This window comes from Beijerinckia mobilis (assembly GCF_000745425.1).
Lineage (GTDB): Bacteria > Pseudomonadota > Alphaproteobacteria > Rhizobiales > Beijerinckiaceae > Beijerinckia > Beijerinckia mobilis.
In genome coordinates this window covers 24,603-39,782 of record NZ_JQJH01000026.1, presented here as the reverse complement: position 1 = coordinate 39,782, position 15,180 = coordinate 24,603, and the positions used below count along the sequence as shown (strand labels likewise).

Sequence of the window (15,180 nt, the reverse complement as noted above, 5' to 3'; positions counted from 1 at the left end):
GACTATTCAGGCTTCGATCCGCTGATCGAAGCCGAAGGGCCGGAGCCGAAGGTGCTTCTGGCCGATCGCGGCTATGACAGCGACCATATTCGCGAGACAATGGAAACAAAAGGCGCGGCCACCATCATCCCGACCCGGAAAAACCGGAAAACGCAAATCCCCGTCGACGATTACATCTACGCCCTGCGCAATCGCATCGAGCGGTGCTTCAACAAGCTCAAAAACTCACGCCGCCTCGCGACCCGATACGATAAAACCGCCGAAAGCTACCTTGGCTTCGTTCATATCGCCGCTATTCGCCTCTGGATGCGCGCATTCGTCAACAGGACCTAGGCCTCTTCGCCTTTTCGGCCATTGCTTTTGCCACCGAACGGGACAATATCGAGTGCCCCACGAACTTAGATGCAAGGCGGAAGAGACAATGGCGTTTGTTGAGCCGATCACGATCAAGGACGCCATCGACAATATTCACCGTAAGAATTACGTACTTCCCGCCATACAGCGCGAATTCGTCTGGAGCGTCGATCAAATCGAAACGCTCTTTGATTCCCTTATGCGGGATTATCCAATCAGCTCATTTCTCTTCTGGGAAGTCGACCGCAACAATGTCGACAAATACCAGTTTTACGAATTCGTCCGTGAATACCACGAGCGCGACAGTTACCATAATCCCAAAGCCAACCTGAGCGGCGAGTCCGGCATTATCGCCATTCTCGACGGCCAACAGCGCCTGACCTCCCTTTATATCGGGCTCAAAGGGTCATATGCTTACAAGATGCCGCGCAAGCGCTGGGACAATGATACCGCTTTTCCCAAGCGGCATCTCTATTTGAACCTGTTCTATGCTGCCGCCGAAGATAGCGACGTCGAGTACCAGTTCAGCTTCTTGACAAAAAAGGAAGCCGAAGTTCGCGACGGCGACAATTTCTGGTTCAAGGTTGGCGACATTCTCGGCATCCTTGAGCCAGTCGATGTCAACGATTATCTGCTGAACAATGATGTCGCGCAGTTCGGAAAAGACAATTTTCGGCTAGCCAACAAGGCTCTATTCAAGCTGCACGACGTCATCCACAAAAGCAGATCAATCAACTTTTTCTTGGAGCGCGGCGAAGACCTTGACAAGGTTCTCAATATCTTCATCCGCGTAAACAGCGGCGGCACCCAGCTCAATTATTCCGACCTGCTGCTGTCCATCGCCACAGCCCAGTGGAAGGACAAGGACGCACGTGAGGAGATCACCGAATTCGTCGACGAGGTGAATGCCATCGGCGACGGCTTCAACATCAACAAGGACTTCGTTCTGAAATGCTGCCTTGTCCTCGGCGGCTTCCGGGAAATCGCCTTCAAGGTGGACAATTTCAACAAGGCGAACATGCTCAATATCGAGCAGCAGTGGGAGGACATCACCAAAGCGATCCGCGGCGCAGTCATCCTCTTGGCCAATCTCGGCTATCACCGGGAAACGCTGACATCCAACAATGCCCTGATCCCCATCGCCCATTATCTGAAGAAGATTGGCGTCCCCAACAATTTCGCCGTTGCATCGAAATATGAGGCTGACCGCAAGGCCATCTTCAAATGGCTGGTGATCGTTCTCCTCAAGCGCACATTCAGTGGCCAGCCCGATAACGTGCTTCGTCCTATCCGTGAGGTCATTAACAGCGCCGAACAGGGCTTTCCGTTCGAGGAAATTTCCAACAAGCTGAAGGGCGGCACGAAATCCCTATCATTCGACGCAGACGAGATCATGAGCCTACTCCACTATAGCTACGGTGAGGCATATACCTACTCTGTTCTGGCATTCCTTTATCCGACGTTGGATTTTCGCAACAAGTTCCATCAAGATCACATTTTCCCAAAAAAAATGTTCACGAATAAGCGGCTATCGAAGGCGGGAATCAAGGATGAAGACGTTGAGTTCTTCATGGAAAATTTCAACAGCCTCGCCAATTTGCAATTGCTCGAAGGGGTTCCGAATCAGGAGAAGTCAGGCAAGGATTTCGACGCATGGATGACTGAGAAATATCCTTCAAAGGCTGATCGTATGGACTATATGGCCAAGCACTATATTCCTGACGTCGATCTCACCTTTGCCAATTTTCGAGAATTTATCGAAAAGCGGGAAAAGATGCTCGTGATGGCGTTCAAAGATTTGCTAGCGTGACGGGAGAGGGGCAGCTTTACCCCTACCCCTCTCGCCTTCATCCCGCGCGAACCGCAGATTTATTTACCTCGTGTGGCCTTACCCACCTATCCGCCGTGGGCCGGCTTTGAACATCTATCACTCTAGCCGGATTTGCCTTCGAACCGTCTGGTCTCGCCGGAACCCGTCGTTCGGAGTGATCAGCGCGAATGGCGGGTATCTCCCAGTTTCCGATGTTGATCGAGCGGTCCCGCAGGTTGGGCGAACGACAGATCCAAGGAGCAACTGCATGACGGCAATCGGCGGGCGAATAGGATAGGCCACGTCAAACGCCCGAAATGGCCGCCGTGCGCCACCTAAATGCCACCGAAGCCCGCCGATATCCGCATAATACGGAGTTTCTACATAATTATCGGATGATTATGACGATTTCATAGTTCTCATCTTCATCGGGCGCTGCCCGCCAGCTAAATTGCATAACTAATTGAAATATAAGTAGAATTTCAATTCTACTCTTTTCGAACCCCTGTTTCAACCCTAGTCTGCGACGCGGCTTGATCTGGACAGATACGGCCTGATTTGAACGGTTCAGCCGCATTCGGTTTTCCGATCCGGCGGCCATTCTGCCGGGAAATGCCAGCCTCCTGCCCGATCCATCGGCGGTGATCCACCCTTCGTCACGCGCCACCATGCCGCCCAGGCGTCGCCTTGCGGGGAATCGTGTTTGACGTGGACAAGCGGCGGCGTGCCCTTTGCGAGCGTTTCCCTTACCGGCGGGAAATCGAACCGTTTCGCGCCTTTCTCAGGGACCCTGCCCTTACCGGCACGCTTGGCGTCGGCATCACGGCGCATGAACCGCCTGGCTGTGGCGTGCCAGTCCTGTCGCAAAGCCTTCTCGCCAACGGCTTCGGCCGCCCAAAGCCGCATATCCTCGACAGCGCGATTGATCTCGGCTTCGGTCAGGCCTTCGGCCGCGCCGAACGCCTGGTCTTCCCCGGAAATCTCGAAATCCGCCGGCAGGCGCGCCGGGAGAGAGGGGGATTGGTTAGGGTTATTTTCTTTAGGGGGTGTGGGGGACCTTTCTTTATCAGGGGAAGGGTCCCCGGATGTCCCCGGGACAACAGGGGACAGACCCTTGGCCCGGGCACGTTGATGCCGCTTCTTCTCGGCCTCCTTCTCCCGCTTGGCTGCCTTGGCACGTTCTTCCGCGCGCTCTATGGCCGTAATCGTCGCCACGATCTGCCCCGCCGTGCAACCTTCATTCAACATGGTCGTGGCAATGGCCTCATAGCTCATAGCCTGTCACCTCCATGATCAGCGGCCCGATCGCGTTCCCTTGTGCGGCGTTGGCATTCGGCATTGGCTTCCCGCAGGCGCGCCCGGCGTGCTTCCCTCGCCTGCTCGTCGGCAAGAACAGCCGCCGCGATCTGTTCAGCCATGCAGCCCTGATCCAACAAGGCTTTGACAATGACAGCGAGACTCATCGCGTATTGCCTCCATTGTTGGCAGCAGCCATCTTCCTCTCTTCACGCTCCAGGGCATCCGAGATCGGCTTGAGCTTGGTCCAGATGGCATCAAAGATCGCTGCGAAGACCTGTGTGGTCTCGTTTGTTTCGATTTCCCGGGAAGAAAGCTCACCAGCGCGCACCAGTCCGAGAGCGAACTCGATCCGCTCTTCCAGATCGATGATGCCATCGAGATTATAGACAGGCATTGGCGACCTCCTTCTCCTGCAGAGCCGCCAGCGTCTGGTTTACTGATTTCAGAGTGTCCGAAATGGTGTCGAGTATCGCCGACAGGGCATCCCGCTCCATGCCGGCTTCCATCCATTGCGCCGCCATGAACGCGCCGTCCGTGAGCTTCGCAGCGCGGGTAACCGAGTCGATTGCGGAAAGCAATGTTGGCGGGGTTTCATTCGCCGGCATTGTTCCCCTCCTTCAGATGTACGGCAGCATTGATGAGCCAAGCCGCGAGCCGGAGGCAGCGGCACGCGAGCCACGAGCGGGCAATTGTGGCGAGGCCGGCGTGCACATCCCGATCGAGGGCGAGGCCCGGTAGTGCCATTACAAACGCGAGAGCGATCCGGGCCCCATACCAGGCGCATCCGCCGAGGAAGAAGAGCGTCAAGCCGATGGCTTCGAGAGGCCCGCAATCATCTTCGAGGTGAGGCTCCGCGCGCGGCGGCAGATTGGTCGGCATGTCAGCGCTCCTCCTTCTGCCGGAGAGCCTCAAGCTCTTCGGCCTGGGAACGGGGTGAAGGTCGGACAGGATTGGACAGGCAGGAAGTCGGCAAAGTTCGAGCGTTTGCCGGAAATGTGGGGTTCGGCATTGAAAGAACCGTACAATGATTGAAATTACACCTGACGGGTATTATAAGGCATTTAAGGTGTCAACACCTGAAAGATAATATTTTACACTTTAGGTGCAAATTGACCGCTGAACAGCTTCGCGCCGCCAGAGCGATGGTCCGAATGGAACAGGCAGCACTCGCCAATGCCGCCGGCATCTCTGTCGAAACCATAAAGCGCTTGGAAAGAATGACAGGCGAGCTTTCGGAAACACGTGTCTCCACAATCATAGCCATCCGCCAAGCCCTCGAAGCGGCCGGCGTGATCTTCGTGGAAGAAAATGGAGAAGGACCCGGGGTGCGGCTGCGGAAGCGATGAATCAGGTGGTCAGAATTTTCTGGATCATCGGGAAATTGGTCATTGGCACTGTGGCCACGCTGGTTGCTGGCGGGGTAGTCACCATGACAGTTTTCTATTCCGCCTTCTGGGCACTCCTGAAATTGCCGAACAGGGACCCATCAGCACTATTAGAATTCATTTCTGCGGCACTCTTTGGCTTATGCGTTGGTACGGGTTTCACCCTTTGGTTTGGCGTGAGACTGTTAATCCGATTGGTGCCGGATGGAGCAGATTAATTCGCCGGCGCGGAATATATCGCAGAGAATGGCGGGGGTGCGGGGGTAGTTATGGCAAGAGAAGACCTAGGCATGCCCATCGAACGGCGTATCTGCGAACTTCATATTAAGGCGGCGCGAACGAAAGCGCTGCGTATCGTAGCCTTTACGGGGTCAGTCTTCCCGAGCGAATGGACACCTTCCTTCATCGAGGACCTTACAATGGATGTGCTCGAATTTGCTTTTCACGCACGACGTGTGAATCAAATCTGTAGTTTCGAAAAGGAAGAGTTTCCAGCTATTACCAATAATCAAGTGAATATTTCAGAAAATGATCCTGGTGTTTGGATTGAGAAATACCAATTTGCCCTCAACCGGCTCGTCCACATGGAGAGCTATACGCTCGGCTATGCCCATGCTGATCACCGGCCTATCTATACAAAATCTGCAAGCAATCTGATGCCACTGTACGTCAAGGCGTCGTCAGACGATCATCCAAGCGAGACTATTAGCCTCTACGGATTGGCCTCGTGCTTTTTAACGTTCGTGATCCCCCTCGTAAAAGATCGTTTTCCCGAGTTTCAGTTCTGAATCAACGAATTCTATCCCGATAGGCGTATTCGATGAGATCACGTATGAGCTCGAGCAAGCCGGATTGATACTCACTTCCAAACGGGTTTCCATGTGCCCTGTCATTACGCAATTCGGCGAGGGCAGGACTGCCTTTGTCTGTTAGCCGCCGCATAACACTGCCACCATATTTGCGGATGCAAGGTAACAGGTCATCTGTGAGTTTATCGTGTTGATGCATGTGCTGTAAAAGATCGGAAAGCTTCACAGAATCATGACGGAAATTTTCATTGAGCATCGGCTCTCGCTTTTCTCTTTTGGCGCGTGCGATGACCTTTTCCATGTGTCGTTGACGAAAGGAGTTAAGGTAGCGATCACGTAGGCTGTGTTCGAGGGCTGCGAAAGCTGCCATCTCACCAGCAACAACAAGATCGAAATCTAGCCACGCGGCGAGATAGAGCTTAAGCGCGCGATCGAATAAATCCACCATGTCGTGAGGCACGCCGGACGCGAGACGAAAGCCGCATATGATTTTTTGCCACTCGGCGAAATTCGCAAAGGTGACGAATCCACCAGGCGCGCCTGGTGACGGCCAGGGGATCGTTCTTTCACCGGGTGAAATCTCGGCCGCGTGAGCCAGCGCAACGAGAAACTCAGAGGTAATTGTCATTGCCGGTCGACATTCAAATTCATTTCGATCGCATGATGCAGATAAAAATTACGGACGCTTCCCGCGAAATGGAATGACTTCATCGCGTGAGTTGCCGGTCTACGACATCTTCACCTAAGACGCGGCACTGGTGCTTCAGGGAACGCGGCAATCGATGATAACCGGCCGCACGATGAAACCTTCGGGAAGCTCTGCGGCCTGGCGGTCGAGCCGCACCTTAGCTTCTTCGATCGTCATTGTCGGCACGCGTTTGAGGCGGCTGTCTTTACTGTCCCATTTGGCTGTGTCGAACCATCCGACGAGATAGAGGCCAACCTGCGCTCTCAGTCGGACCATATACTCTCGGAACAGCTGGCCCTCAATCGCCGTGAACAATTCGTCGTTCCAGCAGCCTTTGGTTTCGATAACAGCGGTGATGGGGTCAAATTGCTTGCCGTCGTCGCGCCGACGAACGGCATTGATCAATATGTCTGTGCGCCGCCCAATTGGTGCACCCGGCGCGCGGCTAACCTCGACTTCGCGATTGGCGAAAATTCCAGCGGTACCCAATTCAGTCTGCAGAAAACGCGTGATGACATCGGATAGTGCATTCTCGTCAATAGGACGAAAAGTATCCTTACCGTCCTGTCGATCCCAAAGGTCCCTGACGGGAGTCTGAGCACCGTGAAGAGCCGTGCCATACTTCTCAAGCGCCGCGACCAGAACTTGACAAAGATCCGAAGGGGATGTCACCAATTGCAAATCTGGCTTGTCGGTTAGTGCGAGCACTTCTTTCGGTGTCATCGGCGACCAAGTCATAATGCGCATAGTGCGCTCGGCCAAGCTTAATTCGTGAGCCAAACCGCCAAACTCCGTGTGGTCGGCAATAAGTTCACTTAATACTTTGACAGCGTCCTCAGTGCCCAGACCAGCCAGATAGCGAGGAGCGCCGTCACGCAGATATCCGATCGATTCTAGGGTTCCCATGAACCCTGTTGTGCACTCGGTGTCATCATCCCGCGGGAAAAGCCGCATCATCAGGACATAGAGATTTCCAATCTCGCGCTCGCTTAAATCAGCGTAAAAGGGCGTACCGAAACTGAAGTGTTCGGCCACATGGGAAAGCACATTTCGGGCGAAGTCATCGTCAGACACTATGGTCGCCCATAGGACCGGCCACGCACGGGCCGCTGCGCGGCGTAACAGCACATCCGCAATCGCAAGGCTTCGGTCACGCGTGGAAGGTCCCAACTCTGCCAGCAAATCGACAGCACAATCGAGGGCTTGCTCGACTCCCGCCTTCAAAAGAGTATCCAACAAGGCAGTAAACTCTTCAGGTGTGTTATCCGGATTACGGAGTTCGTCATAGATGGCATCCTTGAGTAGACCGTTGTTCCAGCATCCGTCCAGATCATGAAGGATAAAGAATGGCGACCCAGGCGACGGCGTGACGTCGAGCGCCCGTATTCTATCCCGTTCATGTCTAATGATTGTTCGAACAGCACCGACAAACTCTGCTGGCGCATGCCTCAACGCGTCTGCCAAGATGTGGGCTATGTCGGGTGAGTGATCAATCACCGCGTGCCGTGGAAGCCCGACAATCACCGGTGCCCATTTCTGCCAAATCTCTTTTGTAATTCTATCATAATCTTCGGGCGACTCCTGCTTCAACAGAATAAATGCCCTCAAACCGGCGACGTCACTTCGAAAGATGGGCATCGGATTATGCCCAAGCCAGTCATCAATGCTGGTCTCCGCCTCAATCAAATAACGTTCGGCGGAAACAACGATCCGGTGCCGAAGAGGCTCATTGGCATCGCCCCAGCCAGGCATTGCCGTGATGAAATAGTCGAGCTCGTCTCCCCATCCTCGGCTCTCTGGTGTCAACTTCAAGTAGCAGATCAGCTTCCACCAAGCCTGCCAGCGACCGGCTTCGGCCTCCGTCAACTGTGTCAGAATTTTGTTGGATAGGTCAGGCACTATGGGAGGGGGACGATCGTTCATGATTGCATGTAATTGCTCCTGCTGGGCCCGGATTTGCGCTACTTCTGGGGAATCCAGGCACACACCCTCGAACCAAAAGGCATATCGCGACCGCAACACGGGCCACAGCTCAGCGGCAGCATGAAGCGCCTCGGAATGAGCGAGATTCTCACAAACAAAGACGCACTCGATAAAATTGCACAGGGTTTCGAGATTAAGGCCTGCTACCGGCCGTGACCCGCCTGGTGAAATGTCGAGAAGCCATTCCAGGTCGGCTTCGATGAGCAATTGGACGTGCTTATAAGACTGAGCTTCGGTCCGATCGAGTGCACCAGCACAAACAGCCAGTAGAAATTGACGGCGCCGGTCAACATCAGCGCGCAGGCCATTCATGAAGGTGTCCCGATCCTTACAGTCACTTCCATGACACAGGTCGCCGTACTGGCGCAGCCGGAGAGCAATATGATCAAGGAAGGGTCGCGTCAGCTCCGAATCATCGAACACCTGCCATGCCTTAAACATGATGGCATCTGCTAAAGTCCGATCCTGGGAGCTGTCACATGGTCCAGTCTGTGTGATCAATTGACTGGCCCAACTGAGCGCTGGCAACAGATCGGATGTCTTCAGAGTGTCCGGCAATGTCCTCCGAAAGAGCGCGTAAGCGCCAAAATGATTCTCGACCGATGGTGGTGTCAGTAGCGAGAATAGTTCGGCCGCACTCATATGGTTCGGCCATAGCAGGTCGAGAGTGCTGCCTTTAATGTTGTCGCGAGGATCAGGTCCCTCATCACCGGTTGTCAGTGGACGAACGAGGTCCGGAACACTGACGTCACCGCAATATTTTAGCGCTGATACGGCCAGGGCCCGGACGTCAGGATGATCGCCGGCATCCAACGCTACTTGCAGAAGTTCTGACTGCAATTCCGTAAGTCTGCATTTTTCAGCGATAAAAATTCCAACGCGGCGTGTCATAGCGCCTAGCTGCTGGTCGGTGATGATCGGTCGGAGCTGGTCAGCTAGGCCTGGGTGATTCAGCTTCGTGTAGCCCTCGGCATTGCTGAACGGCGACGCGGTAAACTGTTTGTTTTCGATAGAGTCGAGCAGCGATCTCACCAGTGACGCTCTCTCATCGGTGCTCCATCTCGACAGGTCCCCCCGCAGAAGAACTACCGGGTCCTTGGTGATTAGCGCTGCGCGCACCCCACGACTCAACGATGCCGCCCATGCTGCAACAACTGAAAGCTGTGGGATCAGGCCGCCCGCGGGATGGAGCAACACCTTTAACATGGTTTCCGACGGCACGTTTCGCTTGAAAAGATAGAACGCCGCGAGAAACTCACCATAGCCTTGGTGGGCCCAACCCATGCGACCCTCACCGCGAGAGCTGAATAATCCCGTATCAAGCACCTCACGCAAGTCATCATCGGTCACATTAAACGTGAGCAACTCACCCTCTTCATGGTGACCAGAAAGCGTGGATATCGGGATATCTTCACTGGCACAGTCAATTTCAGGGCCTCTCCAGACTGCAAAGCCGTTGCCGAAAATCGTAGCTGCCGCGATCCGTCCAGCTAGACGCATTCGCTGCCTCGGGTTGAGTCTTCCATGCCGCCCTGAATCGCGCCGACTCTTGTTCTGTTCCTCGCAGAGCGCGAGGCATCCTCTCTCATAAAGATCGATACTACTATTTGGAAGGTTACCCCCCTGCTGATAGATCCTCAGAAGCATTTTGAGCGTCAAAGGTTTGATGGCAAAGGGAACCGCTTGAGCCGCAAACAACGCCCGCATAAAGTCTTCGATGACTATGCCATGGGTCTCCAGGGCAACGAGGAGGTCCTGTCGACGGAGTGGAGCTAGTTCGAATACTCTTGAAGCCTCACCCCATATATTTCTCAGCGCAGTCCCCAGTGTATCGGCCGGCCATACCGCCGTGCGACAAGCAATGCGGATCGACATACGCTCTGTTGGTGTCGTTAGCAGTTCAGAGGCGAGTAAATTTGCAATCGAGTCGATGCGTAAAAGGGCTTCATCGAGGCTGTCGAGGTGGAGGAACAAATGCGATCTGCCGTTCTTCCAAGCAGTGAACTGCTCACTTTCAAACACGCGGTGGTACAGGAGCGTCTCACTGGAAAAGTCGCGCAGATCAATGTAGATGGAGACAATGTCGCTATTGGAAGAGAACACCGCCACGCGTTCCGCTTCCTCCTTCAGCGTAGTGGACTTACCTATGCCTGGTTCACCGAGAAGGATGAGGGCCTTCCAGTCCTGAAGGGCTGCTAGTTGCACAGGGCCACGTGATTGAGCTTGGTTTTCCATTGGGTTATGCAAAAAGCCAGCATCTGACAAATCGATTGTGCCATCCTGCGGCACCCAGAAGCGAGGCCATGCGTAGATCAAATCAAGCCGATACTGAGACTTGGTGCGAGTATCGTCTTCCGTCATGCCGCAACCCTCACGATTGGACGAAACGTCAATCCAGTAACCCATCGTCGAGAGGCAGATCTAGAAAAAGTTCCATCGCATTGGACGCGCGGTCCCAGATTGCACGCAATTTAAAGAAAATTAGGGGGTCCGTTTCTGCTAAAACACCGGGACCGCTGTTGCATTGAGATGATCAGCAACGAATTTCAGGGCGATGTTCCGCTTGCGATAGAAGGTGCCGAACGCCCAGCCCTTCCGCTGACAAAGATCCCGGACTGTTCGCCCGCTGACCACGGTAAAGGCCCAATTGATCGTGACGACGGCAAGACCGGCATCGTGGTGGCGCAGCAGCATCAGCCAGCCGAAAGCGGTTTCCATCTGCCGGATTTCGGCGGCCGAGGCTGACCTTGGCCGATTCCAGGGAACGTCCGCGAAATCGGTCTGGTCGATCCCGCCATTGACTACCTCACGCCAATGATTGCCTGGCGGCTTGGGCCCGCGCACCGGCGGCAGGCATCGCTCGATCCGGATCGCATCCACGATCCGAGCGCCAACATGATCCGGCGTCCAGCGTTCCGGGATACGTTCTTCAAAACCTGTCCCCTCAAGGAAGTTGATGGCAGAGTCGTCGATATCCTTCACCTGCATCCTCGATCATCTGCAGCCGTGATAAACCCGCCAGCCGAGGGTATGGTCATCATGACCCCTTCCAACCTGCTCAGATCCTCGCCTTCGGATTGCTCTTCGCCAGACGGCGGTTCTCTTCATCGACGATATCGGCCCATGGTGAACAGGTATCGGCGGATCCCACCGCCCCGACACCGAGAAGCTGGCGGCGCTGTGGTGCAGCGGCCTCCCTGGGCGCATGGTTCAGAATGGCAAGGACGGCATCCGCCGCCATGGAGGTCTCAAAGGCATAATACCAGGCGAGGCTCTTACGGCCGTCAGCCGCGTCACTGCATACAATAGCCTTAATGCGTGCACGCTCACCAATTACTCCTTCCCGAAGTCCTTGCGCATAGCCACGCTTGTAGTCGTCTTCGCGCTCCCGATCGATGCTAGCCAGATTCATCCTGTTTGGCCTCCTCTTCGCAGGAACCTTGTCCTGCATATCCTTGTCGAGGTAACCAATCCGGTCGACGAGGCCCTTCTTCAGCGCGTCACCGCCAATGTATGTTCGTGCCTCTGTCGCCAGAACGGCGCCGACATCGATCCCGCGACCCTGGGCAACCTCACGCGCAAAGACAGCCCGCAAGGCATCAAGCTCCTTCGTCATTCTGTCCCTGACATCATCAGGCAGGGACTGGTAGGGATTGCCGTCGACCTTCCGCGTCCCGGAATAAAGCATCGTGATCTTCATGCCGGCCTTTTCAATAGCCCTGGAAACATCGACGTGAGCCATGACCACGCCGATTGAACCGACCTCGGCCAGCGGCGTCGCCACGATCTCGTCGGCCTGCGAGGCCAGCCAATAGGCTGCGCTGGCGCCGACGCCCTGCACATAGGCTACCACCGGTTTGGCCTGCCGCGCTGCGCGGATCGCCGCCGCCGTGGCATCCACGCCAGAGACCGCGCCGCCAGGGCTGTCGATCATCAGCGCGATGCGAGAGACGGCAGGATCAACGGCTGCCGCACGCAAGTCGCTCCTGAGTGTCTCATAGGAGGTGACGCCATACCGCCCAGCCGGGAAAATACCCTGTGAGACCAGCGAGCCCATGACGGGAATGAGGGCCGTGCCGTTCTCGACACGATAGCCGATCGAGGATCCAGCGGTGCCGCGCGCCCGGTCAAATGCCTCCCGCCCCGCCGCGAGGATATCCTCGATCACTCGTTCGGCTCGGAGCGGTAACGCCAGAACGGTTTCTCTGCCGGCAAGAAGGGAGGGTGTGTTGCTGGGATTGGTCGTCATCGCGGCGTCGCGCCTCCACGGTTCGGCGCAGCTTCCATCATCGAAACTCCGGTGTTCGCCCGAAGCACGCCGGAGGCAGTGACCTGCTTGGCCGCATTCATCTGCTGCGCCATCGCGCTATGTTCCTGAAATTGGAAGACAGGAAGCGGCATCGGGTTCCTTTCTCATCCGACCCGGGCTGATTTACAGAGAAACCTAATTAGCGGGAGGAATACGTTCCCCATTCGCTTCCATCATATTATTGATTTCCCGATTAGTCGGTGTGCGGTTCCATTGGTATTCGAAATCACGAATGTATGCGTCGCGACGATCCTTCTCGATCCGCTCACGCCGCTCGGCTGTCATCGCCTGACGGTATTCTTCTTCCTCCCGGGCAGCTTCCTGTTTCTCAAGCACGGCCTCGGCTTCACGCTGCTCGAACAAAGCCCGGCCTGCGGCTGAGTCCGGCATTGCTGAAGGATCGGTGGCGAGAGCATCACGCCAGGCGTCGATGGTCGCACGGGCCTGATTGACGGCCTTGCGATCGCCCTTCAGCTTATGGCCCTCAATGAAATTGCTGATCTCCGTGATCCGTGCATAGCCATTTCCGGCAATGACGATTGCTGCATGATCTGTTGCCTTGGCAATCGCGTCCTGCAGGCCGGCGAATTGCGCGGCCGTGAATTCATGGATGGCGTTTCCGACAGCGATCTTGCGTGCTTCAACAGCCTCGGCAAGCCCAGTTTCCGCCTGGGCCAGGTCGCCTTCGAGAACCGCAATGGCGGAACGCAACTGTTCGGCCTGGGTTTCGAGCGGTGCCGTCGCCCGGGCGAGGCCGGCCATATCCGGCCCGTCTCCGTCGCCGGTGAAGGCTGCCGCAAGACTGCGCGCCACGGCAGCATCATCGGCGCGGGCCGCCTCGATCCTTTCGGCGAGCGCGGTTTCCATCTTGCGTGCCTTGGCCAGCGCGGCGTGGGCCGCCTCTGCCGTCTTGCCGCACTCATGCACGCTATCAATCGCGGCACTTAGATCCGCGCGATCCTGTTTGTTCTTGCCACCAAAACCCAGCATGTCGCCCTCACTCAAAAAGCGACGGCAATGTATCATTCAACCCTGAATGTGTCTATAATACATTGAAAATAAAAGTATTATAATGGCTGCGAGTGTCCGTTCGCGTTCATGTTTGTCCGTATATGTCCGAACAATTCAGAGGCAAGAATGTCTGGGATAAATGAAAACTGGTTGAGTTTGACTGAACTTGCCACTCATCTTGGGGTGTCGATCCAGGCGGTTTCAAAACGTGTACGGCGTCTCGAAGATCAGGGTTTAATCAAGTCGCGGCGTGGCGATGGCGGCACGAAGCTGGTCGAGCTTGGCGCTTACGGGCATGCGGCCCGCGTCGCAATCGATTCCGTGCGCGCCAGCAATGGAGCGAAGGCGACGCCGGGCCATACGCCGCTCGGCCTCGACGATGCTGGCAGCGACGACGACAAAGCCGATCCAATCCTTGCGAAGGAGCAGGCTCGACACAAGAAATATCAGGCTGATATGGCCGAGATGGAGCGCGATCGCCGGCGTGGAGATTTGTTGGAGAAGAGCGACGTTGTGGCGGCAACGGAAGATTGCGGAACTGCCATCGTGAGCGTGATCGAAGGCCTTCCGTCCATGGCTGAGCGGGTTTCGTCTGCTGTGGTGGCGGAGGGCGACAATGGCGCGCGGCGTGTGCTGCGGGAGATCGCGCGGGAAATGCGGGAGACGATCACCCGCAAGCTCATTGGCTTGAAGCAACACGACCCGGCCGCACAGGAATCATGAGCCGGCAGGAAAGGAAACCATGGCGAACCATTCAATAACCGTTCAGACTGCCGGCGCGTCCGGCGTGATTGCGAAGCCGGACCGCATTCAGCGCGTGGTGCTGACCGTCCAGAACAATACGAGCGGCGACCTGCGCATTGTCGGCGTCGATGAGCCCACGGATATGGTTGCGGGCCCAGCCTACGGGTTCAGGATCCCGGCGGACCAGACCTATTCATGGCCGAACCCAATCCCGCAGGGTGACCTGACATATTACGCGGCCGGAACCGGTGACTTCTCGGTCGAAGGAGTCTGAATTCCGGCAGGTCGAGCCTCGCGCTGCTTTACTGTGCCGGCGGCGTATTACCCAGCGCGAGAGGAAGACCGCTTGGCATGCCGATCGAAAATCTGCCGCTCCGGCACCTCATGCCGGCACGGTGCACGGCGGCAGTAGAAGGCTATGCGGCAAGCCTGTAAGGCTGAATGAGAAGTTCGGCGGGAATATGCCACGCCTCGACAATCTTCTGCACCTGCTGGAGGTTGAGGGCGCGCTTGCGATTCATGATTTCCGACGCCCGGGACCGCGATCCGATCAGTGCAGCCAGTTCCGCCTGGCTATGACCTGCCATATCCATGTGAGCCTTGATCGTCTCGATCGGGTCAAGTTCCGCCATGGGGAAATGCGCGCTCTCATAGGCATCAATAAGGATCGCGAGAACCTCCAGCCTGTCGCCTTCCGGCGTGCCTTCACGCGCGCCCCATAGTCTTTCGACCTCTGCAACTGCAGCGGCATGATCTTCAGGAGTACGGATTGGGTGGATTTCCATAAT

Annotated in this window: 18 protein-coding genes; 6 read left to right on the top strand and 12 right to left on the bottom strand. The window is 55.9% G+C overall.

Annotation, left to right across the window (positions count from 1 at the left end; all coding sequences use genetic code 11):
• On the top strand, positions 1–333 hold a 333-nt coding region (locus DL88_RS16265; RefSeq protein ID WP_051956085.1), incomplete at its 5' end, for an IS5 family transposase.
• Entirely contained in the window at positions 272–2,164 is a 1,893-nt protein-coding gene (locus DL88_RS16260) for a DUF262 domain-containing protein (RefSeq protein ID WP_210165326.1), read from the top strand. The genes DL88_RS16265 and DL88_RS16260, both read left to right, overlap by 62 nt.
• A 567-nt stretch (positions 2,165–2,731) precedes the next feature.
• Here DL88_RS16260 and DL88_RS16250 read toward each other — a convergent pair.
• The 5 genes from DL88_RS16250 to DL88_RS16230 are packed head-to-tail and all read right to left on the bottom strand — an operon-like array spanning position 2,732 to position 4,342.
• On the bottom strand, positions 2,732–3,439 hold the full coding sequence (locus tag DL88_RS16250) for a hypothetical protein (protein ID WP_034998520.1): 708 nt from the start codon (positions 3,437–3,439) through the stop codon (positions 2,732–2,734).
• Positions 3,436–3,627 carry a hypothetical protein gene (locus tag DL88_RS16245; protein ID WP_034998518.1) on the bottom strand — a complete coding sequence of 64 codons (192 nt, stop codon included), beginning with the start codon at positions 3,625–3,627 and terminating at the stop codon, positions 3,436–3,438. The genes DL88_RS16250 and DL88_RS16245 overlap by 4 nt, the downstream gene beginning before the upstream one ends.
• A complete protein-coding gene (locus DL88_RS16240; RefSeq protein ID WP_034998516.1) occupies positions 3,624–3,857 on the bottom strand; it encodes a hypothetical protein in 234 nt (77 codons plus the stop codon). The genes DL88_RS16245 and DL88_RS16240 overlap by 4 nt, the downstream gene beginning before the upstream one ends.
• Positions 3,844–4,068 (bottom strand): hypothetical protein, encoded by a 225-nt coding sequence (locus DL88_RS16235; protein WP_034998514.1) that lies wholly within the window; start codon positions 4,066–4,068, stop codon positions 3,844–3,846. The genes DL88_RS16240 and DL88_RS16235 overlap by 14 nt, the downstream gene beginning before the upstream one ends.
• The gene (locus DL88_RS16230; RefSeq protein ID WP_034998512.1) at positions 4,055–4,342 is read right to left on the bottom strand and encodes a hypothetical protein; all 288 of its coding nucleotides are present in this window, start codon (positions 4,340–4,342) and stop codon (positions 4,055–4,057) included. The genes DL88_RS16235 and DL88_RS16230 overlap by 14 nt, the downstream gene beginning before the upstream one ends.
• Before the next feature lie 463 nt (positions 4,343–4,805).
• On the opposite strand from DL88_RS16230, the gene DL88_RS16220 reads away from it, so the two are divergent.
• Complete coding sequence (locus DL88_RS16220) at positions 4,806–5,066, top strand: hypothetical protein (RefSeq protein ID WP_034998510.1); 261 nt, start codon at positions 4,806–4,808, stop codon at positions 5,064–5,066.
• Between the two features lie 51 nt (positions 5,067–5,117).
• Positions 5,118–5,636 carry a hypothetical protein gene (locus DL88_RS16215; protein ID WP_034998508.1) on the top strand — a complete coding sequence of 173 codons (519 nt, stop codon included), beginning with the start codon at positions 5,118–5,120 and terminating at the stop codon, positions 5,634–5,636.
• 1 nt (position 5,637) lies between these two features.
• On the opposite strand, the gene DL88_RS16210 is transcribed toward DL88_RS16215, so the two are convergent.
• The 6 genes from DL88_RS16210 to DL88_RS16190 form a co-directional block, all read right to left on the bottom strand.
• Positions 5,638–6,285, bottom strand: a complete 648-nt coding sequence (locus DL88_RS16210) for a hypothetical protein (protein ID WP_051956084.1) — start codon at positions 6,283–6,285, stop codon at positions 5,638–5,640.
• A 135-nt stretch (positions 6,286–6,420) separates the two neighbouring features.
• Complete coding sequence (locus DL88_RS16205) at positions 6,421–10,689, bottom strand: NACHT domain-containing protein (protein WP_156971161.1); 4,269 nt, start codon at positions 10,687–10,689, stop codon at positions 6,421–6,423.
• Positions 10,690–10,827: 138 nt separating this feature from the next.
• On the bottom strand, positions 10,828–11,316 hold the full coding sequence (locus tag DL88_RS16200; RefSeq protein WP_051956083.1) for a hypothetical protein: 489 nt from the start codon (positions 11,314–11,316) through the stop codon (positions 10,828–10,830).
• A 70-nt stretch (positions 11,317–11,386) separates the two neighbouring features.
• On the bottom strand, positions 11,387–12,577 hold the full coding sequence (locus DL88_RS19565) for a S49 family peptidase (protein WP_051956082.1): 1,191 nt from the start codon (positions 12,575–12,577) through the stop codon (positions 11,387–11,389).
• Positions 12,574–12,729: a hypothetical protein gene (locus DL88_RS20455; protein WP_156971160.1), complete on the bottom strand. Its 156-nt coding sequence runs from the start codon at positions 12,727–12,729 to the stop codon at positions 12,574–12,576. The genes DL88_RS19565 and DL88_RS20455 overlap by 4 nt, the downstream gene beginning before the upstream one ends.
• A 43-nt stretch (positions 12,730–12,772) precedes the next feature.
• Positions 12,773–13,627, bottom strand: coding sequence for a BAR domain-containing protein (locus tag DL88_RS16190; protein ID WP_034998504.1), 855 nt, complete (start codon positions 13,625–13,627; stop codon positions 12,773–12,775).
• Between the two features lie 171 nt (positions 13,628–13,798).
• Here DL88_RS16190 and DL88_RS16185 point away from each other — a divergent pair, with 171 nt between their 5' ends.
• The gene (locus tag DL88_RS16185; RefSeq protein ID WP_034998502.1) at positions 13,799–14,371 is read left to right on the top strand and encodes a winged helix-turn-helix domain-containing protein; all 573 of its coding nucleotides are present in this window, start codon (positions 13,799–13,801) and stop codon (positions 14,369–14,371) included.
• A gap of 19 nt (positions 14,372–14,390) precedes the next feature.
• On the top strand, positions 14,391–14,666 hold the full coding sequence (locus DL88_RS16180; protein ID WP_034998500.1) for a hypothetical protein: 276 nt from the start codon (positions 14,391–14,393) through the stop codon (positions 14,664–14,666).
• Positions 14,667–14,808: 142 nt separating this feature from the next.
• Here DL88_RS16180 and DL88_RS16175 read toward each other — a convergent pair whose 3' ends face one another.
• Entirely contained in the window at positions 14,809–15,177 is a 369-nt protein-coding gene (locus DL88_RS16175; protein ID WP_034998498.1) for a helix-turn-helix domain-containing protein, read from the bottom strand.
• Between the last annotated feature and the right edge of the window lie 3 nt (positions 15,178–15,180).

Coding starts and splice junctions, on each gene's coding strand:
- DL88_RS16250 (WP_034998520.1), bottom strand. CDS start 3,439: ATGAGCTATGAGGCCATTGCCACGACCATGTTGAATGAAGGTTGCACG.
- DL88_RS16235 (WP_034998514.1), bottom strand. CDS start 4,068: ATGCCGGCGAATGAAACCCCGCCAACATTGCTTTCCGCAATCGACTCG.
- DL88_RS16205 (WP_156971161.1), bottom strand. CDS start 10,689: ATGACGGAAGACGATACTCGCACCAAGTCTCAGTATCGGCTTGATTTG.
- DL88_RS16210 (WP_051956084.1), bottom strand. CDS start 6,285: ATGACAATTACCTCTGAGTTTCTCGTTGCGCTGGCTCACGCGGCCGAG.
- DL88_RS16190 (WP_034998504.1), bottom strand. CDS start 13,627: ATGCTGGGTTTTGGTGGCAAGAACAAACAGGATCGCGCGGATCTAAGT.
- DL88_RS16180 (WP_034998500.1), top strand. CDS start 14,391: ATGGCGAACCATTCAATAACCGTTCAGACTGCCGGCGCGTCCGGCGTG.
- DL88_RS16230 (WP_034998512.1), bottom strand. CDS start 4,342: ATGCCGACCAATCTGCCGCCGCGCGCGGAGCCTCACCTCGAAGATGAT.
- DL88_RS16220 (WP_034998510.1), top strand. CDS start 4,806: ATGAATCAGGTGGTCAGAATTTTCTGGATCATCGGGAAATTGGTCATT.
- DL88_RS16215 (WP_034998508.1), top strand. CDS start 5,118: ATGGCAAGAGAAGACCTAGGCATGCCCATCGAACGGCGTATCTGCGAA.
- DL88_RS20455 (WP_156971160.1), bottom strand. CDS start 12,729: ATGCCGCTTCCTGTCTTCCAATTTCAGGAACATAGCGCGATGGCGCAG.
- DL88_RS16245 (WP_034998518.1), bottom strand. CDS start 3,627: ATGAGTCTCGCTGTCATTGTCAAAGCCTTGTTGGATCAGGGCTGCATG.
- DL88_RS19565 (WP_051956082.1), bottom strand. CDS start 12,577: ATGACGACCAATCCCAGCAACACACCCTCCCTTCTTGCCGGCAGAGAA.
- DL88_RS16200 (WP_051956083.1), bottom strand. CDS start 11,316: ATGCAGGTGAAGGATATCGACGACTCTGCCATCAACTTCCTTGAGGGG.
- DL88_RS16240 (WP_034998516.1), bottom strand. CDS start 3,857: ATGCCTGTCTATAATCTCGATGGCATCATCGATCTGGAAGAGCGGATC.
- DL88_RS16175 (WP_034998498.1), bottom strand. CDS start 15,177: ATGGAAATCCACCCAATCCGTACTCCTGAAGATCATGCCGCTGCAGTT.